Annotated in this window: 2 protein-coding genes and 1 riboswitch; of the genes, one reads left to right on the forward strand and one right to left on the reverse strand. The window is 71.8% G+C overall.

Annotation, left to right across the window (positions count from 1 at the left end; all coding sequences use genetic code 11):
• The first annotated feature begins 648 nt into the window (after positions 1-648).
• Positions 649-822, forward strand: a riboswitch (cyclic di-AMP (ydaO/yuaA leader).
• Between the two features lie 3 nt (positions 823-825).
• Positions 826-1,848, forward strand: coding sequence for a C40 family peptidase (locus KDL01_RS38900; protein ID WP_212533737.1), 1,023 nt, complete (start codon positions 826-828; stop codon positions 1,846-1,848).
• Positions 1,849-2,117: 269 nt separating this feature from the next.
• Here KDL01_RS38900 and KDL01_RS38905 read toward each other — a convergent pair.
• Positions 2,118-5,189, reverse strand: a 3,072-nt coding sequence (locus KDL01_RS38905) for an ABC transporter ATP-binding protein (RefSeq protein ID WP_212533738.1), incomplete at its 5' end; no start/stop codon positions are given.

Here is a 5,189-nt window from a genome sequence, read left to right on the forward strand (position 1 = left end):
AGCGAGGGGCGGGCCCGGCCGGAGCGGGCCGGCGGGGTGCGCGGCTCGTCCCCGGAGGCGTCCCGGTCCTGGTGGAGGCGGCCGAGGCCGGGCAGCGTCGACTCCGCCCGCGTCCGCACCGGGGCGGGAGGCTTGGGCAGATCGAACAGGGGGATCTCGTAGCCGCTCATCGCTCCCGAGTGTAGGCCCGTCCACCGACAGGGGGCACAGACCGCCCCGGCGCGCGGGCCGCCGCGAAGCCCGCCGGAACCCGCGCGCCCGGCCCCGCCGAGACCGGGTCGAGACCGGCCCGAGACCGGGCCGTGCGGAAGATGAGAGCCCGAAATTTCCCGACACAACGTCGATAAAAACTTCTTCAGCCGCCCTGCACGCAGAATACTGCGACGGTTGTCCGTTTTGCCGCCGATGCCGCCCTGGCAAACCGGACCAAAAGTCCTAGACCCCGACGATTCATCGTCGATCGTCATGGGCCTTATGTCCCGATTCGGCACGGCGGCGGGGCAAAAGGAAGTTAAAGAGCCCATGAGAAAAGGCGATCCGCGGGGCCCGAATCGCTAGAGTCCCGGACCAGATGTTCGCCCCACGCGGGGTCGCCAGACTCCCGGCGGGCATCAGCGCCGAATCCCATCGGCGACGCGACGAGGGCCGAGCGATCGGCCGCCGCAGCGGCGCCGGGAGCCGGGGACCCACCCGTCCCACCGGGGTGAATCGCCGCGCCTGATCCGACCGAGCCGACCCGGCTCGCCGGCCAGGGCAAGGCGTAGGACGACTTTTCCCGTCCGAACCCGTCAGCTAACTCGGCAGGCGCCCAAGGAAGAGGACACCATGCCGTCGTCTCATCGTGCCCCCAAGCTCGCGACTCGCCGGGTCGGCTCCGCCGCCGCCATCGTCGGCGTCGCCGCCGGATCCGTGTTCCTGATGCAGGGCAGCGCGCACGCCGAGACCACGGCGCAGGCTCTGGCCGACTACAAGCAGAAGACCGCCGAGGCCGAGGCCGCCACCGAGCAGTACGACTCATCCTCCGCCCAGGTCGCCCAGCTCCAGCAGAAGATAAACGCGCTGCAGGGGCAGATATCGGCGGCCAACCAGAAGATGGTCTCGCTCGAGTCGGCGATGGGACGCCAGGCGGCGCAGCAGTACCGGGAGTCCGGGCTGTCCGACTCCCTCAAGGCCGTCCTCGACGACAGCCCGGACAGCTACCTCAACGCCGCCCTGGCCAGCAACCAGGTCACCACCCAGGAAGCCCAGCAGCTCAAGGAGCTCGCCGAGGCGAAGACCCAGATCGCCGAGGACAACAAGCTCGCGCAGAGCGCGCTGGCCCAGCAGCAGCAGGTGACCACGCAGCGCCAGGCCGCCAAGACCAAGGCGCTGCAGTCCGCCGCCCAGGCCAAGTCGCTCTACGGCAGCCTCAACGCCTCGCAGCAGGCCGCGATCGAGAAGGCGAACGCCGGGGTGAGCGCGAGCAGCGTGACCATCACCCAGGCCGCCCCCGACGCGCGCGCCGCGGCCGCGGTCGCCTACGCCAAGTCGAAGCTCGGCGACGAGTACGTCTACGCCGCCGCCGGACCGAGCACCTTCGACTGCTCCGGCCTGACCATGATGGCCTGGGAGCAGGCCGGGGTCTCGCTGCCGCACAACGCCGCCGAGCAGTACGCGACCACGACGCACATCTCCGCCTCGCAGCTCGAGCCGGGCGACCTGGTCTACTACGACTACGGCGAGGGCATCACCCACGTGGCCATCTACGTGGGCAACGGCATGGTCATACACGCCCCGCACACCGGCACGGTGGTGCAGTACGGCGAGCTCTACAACGTCGGCCCGGTCGCCGGGTTCTCCCGACCCTAGGCACGCGTCCGCGGCGGCGCCACGGCGCCGCCCGCCCCCGCACCGAAGGCACCATTCCACAAGCCAACCGACCTGGCGGCGTTCTCTCCCCCCTCCCCCTCGCGAGGACGCTGCCCGCCAGCGCCCGGGTCGTCCTCGGGGTCCGCCGCGTCTCTCCCCCTCCGCGCGACGGGTCCGCACCCACCGAGTGACGGCCCGGGCGCTATCCTTCGCGCCCGGGCCGCCGGCCTGTCCGTGCCCTGATCCAGGGCGTTACAGGGTATTGAACATCAGGCCTCCGCCTGGGCCGGCTCGGTCTCGGAACTGGCGTGCATGAAGCTGTTCCACAGCCGCGCGTACGCGCCGCCCTCGTGCCCGAGCAGCTCGTCGTGCGTGCCGTCCTCGACCACCATGCCGTCCTGCAGCACCAGGATCCGGTCCGCGCGCGCGGCCGTGGTCAGCCGGTGCGCGACGACCAGAGTGGTGCGCGAGCGGGAGACCTCGTCCATGGCGCGGGTCACGGCCGCCTCGCTGGCCAGGTCGAGCGCCGCGGTGGCCTCGTCGAGCAGCAGGATGTCCGGGTCCACCAGGTAGGCCCGGGCCAGCGCGAGCAGCTGGCGCTGTCCGGCCGAGAGGCTTCGGCCGCGCTCGCCGACCTGGTGCAGGTAGCCGCCGGAGAGCCGGGCCACCATCTCGTGCGCCCCGACCGCCCGCGCCGCCGCCTCGATCTCGGCGTCCGTGGCGTTCGGCCGCCCGTAGGCGATGGCCTCGGCCACCGTGCCGGGGAACAGGTAGGCCTCCTGCGGCACGATGCCCAGCCGGTTGCGATAGCCGCTCAGCTCGTACTCGCGCAGGTCCACGCCGTCCACCAGGACCGCGCCGGCCGTCGGGTCGTAGAACCGGGCCACCATCTTCACCAGCGTGGACTTGCCCGCGCCGGTCTCCCCGACCAGGGCCACCGTGGTGCCCGGGTCGATCACCACGTTCACGCCCGCGCGCTGCGCCCCGCCGAGGGCGGGCCTGGCGTCGGTCGCGTAGCCGAAGCACAGGTCCTTGAACTCGATCAGGCCGGTGAGCCCGGTGACCGGCTTGGGCTCGGCCGCCTCGGGGGTGTTGGTGGGCGTGTGCAGCAGTTCCTTGATACGGCGCAGGCCCACCGCGGCCTGCTGGTAGCTGTCGAAGACCTGGGACAGGCTCTGCACCGGGGCGAAGAACATGTCCACGTAGAGCAGGTAGGCGATCAGCGCGCCCGCGCTGAGCATCCCGGTGTGGATCAGATGCGCGCCGTAGGCGATCGCGAAGGCCGCGGTCAGGTCGGCGAGCAGCTGGACGAACGGGAAGTAGGTCGCGATGTAGCGCTGCGCCCGCAGCCGGGACTGGCGGTAGGCGTCGGTCTTGCCGGCGTAGCGGTCGCGGTTGACGCCCTCGCGCCGGAAGGCCTGCGTCACGCGCATGCCCGCGACGTTCTCCTGCAGGTCGGCGTTGACCGCGCTGATCCGGTCGCGCGCCTCGTTGTAGGCCTTGGAGGAGCGGCGCTTGAAGATGACCGTGGACACGATCAGCAGCGGCAGGGCCGCGAAGACCACCAGCGACATCCGCCAGTCCACCACGACCAGCGCGCCGGCGATGCCGAAGAAGGTGAGCACCGAGACGATCGCGGTGGACACGCCGTTCTGCAGGAAGGAGGAGAGCGCGTCGATGTCCGTGGTCATCCTGGTCATCAACCGCCCTCCCATCTCCCGCTCGTAGTAGTCGAGCCCGAGCCGCTGCAGGTGGGCGAAGGTCTTGATGCGCAGCGAGTACAGCAGCCGCTCGCCGGTGCGCCCGGTGATCCGGGTCTGCACGGCCTCCACGATCCAGTCCGCGCACACGACCGCGAGCCCGATCCCGGCCATGGCCAGCAGCACGTGGAACGCGGCGCCCTCGATGCCCTTGTCCACGGCCGTGCGCAGCAGGGCCGGGATGACCAGGCTGGCGAACGCGTCGGCCGCCTCGAGCAGCAGGCCGAAGATGAGCAGCGCCAGGAACGGGCGCAGCAGCCGGCCCAGGGTGAAGCCGCGGTCCTCGCGGCGGGCCTCGGCCTTGTTCACGTCGGGCACGTCGTTCGCCGGAGGCAGCGCCTCGACCCGGGCGAGCAGTTCCGGGGTGGCCGGGACCGCGCTGATCATGCCGCGTCCGCCGCCGCCGAAACCGCCGCCCCCGCCCCCGCCGCGCGGGACCAGGTTCGCGGCCGCCGCGGCCGCGGCGGCCGAGCCGGTCAGGGAGGGCAGCTTGGCGCGGTCCCACAGCGACGGGGTGATGCCGTCGACCTGCTCGAGCACGTGGTCCACCGGCAGTTCGCCCGCGTCCACGCCCTCGGCGTCGTCGCCCGGGCCGGACAGCAGCAGCCGGTAGAGCGCGCAGTCGCGCTCGAGCTCCTCGGCGGTGCCGACGGCGACGAGCCTTCCCTTGTCCAGCACCGCGATCCGGTCGGCCAGCTGCAGGGTGGAGCGCCGGTGCGCGATCAGCACCGTGGTGCGGTTCTGCATCACCCGGTGCAGCGTGGCGTGGATCTCGGCCTCGGTGGCCGCGTCCACGGCCGAGGTGGCGTCGTCGAGCAGCAGGATGCGGGGGTCGGTCAGCAGCGCGCGGGCCAGGGCGACGCGCTGGCGCTGGCCGCCGGACAGGGTCAGGCCCTGCTCGCCCACGACCGTGTCGTAGCCGCGCGGGAGCTCCTCGATGAAGCGGTCGGCCTCGGCCGCGCGCGCGGCGGCGCGCACCTGCTCCTCGGTGGCGTTGGGCGCGCCGTAGGCGATGTTGGCGTGGACGGAGTCGGAGAAGAGGAAGGCCTCCTCCATGACCAGGCCGATCGAGGCGCGCACCGACTCGGTGGTGACCTCGCGCAGGTCGTGCCCGCCGATGCGCACGGTGCCGCCCTGCGGGTCGTAGAACCGCGGCAGCAGCATGGCCAGGGTGGACTTGCCGGAGCCGGAGGTGCCGATGACGGCCATGGTCTCGCCGTGCCGCACGGTCAGGTCGAAGCCGCGCAGCACCGGCTGGGAGGCCAGGTAGCCGAAGGTGACGTCGGAGAACTCCACGTCCAGCGCCTCGTGCGGCAGGTCGGGCGCGCCGGGCTGGTCGTTGATGTCCGGCTTGGAGTCGATCACCTCGAACACCCGCACGGCGCTGGCGCGCACCTGCTGGCCGAAGGTGATCAGCGTGGTCAGCATCCGCACCGGCCCGACGAAGGAGGCCAGGTAGCTGGAGAAGGCGAAGAAGGTGCCGATGCTGATCTGGCCGTGCAGCGCCATCCAGCCGCCGAAGGCGAGGATGCCGAGCTGGCCGAGGGTGGGGATGGCGCTGAGGGTGCTGTCTCTTATACA

It is taken from the genome of Actinospica durhamensis (assembly GCF_018139695.1).
Taxonomy (GTDB): Bacteria; Actinomycetota; Actinomycetes; order Streptomycetales; family Catenulisporaceae; genus Actinospica; species Actinospica durhamensis.

Bases quoted from the DNA above. Each gene is read 5' to 3' on its own strand.
- KDL01_RS38900 (WP_212533737.1), top strand. From the start codon at position 826: ATGCCGTCGTCTCATCGTGCCCCCAAGCTCGCGACTCGCCGGGTCGGC.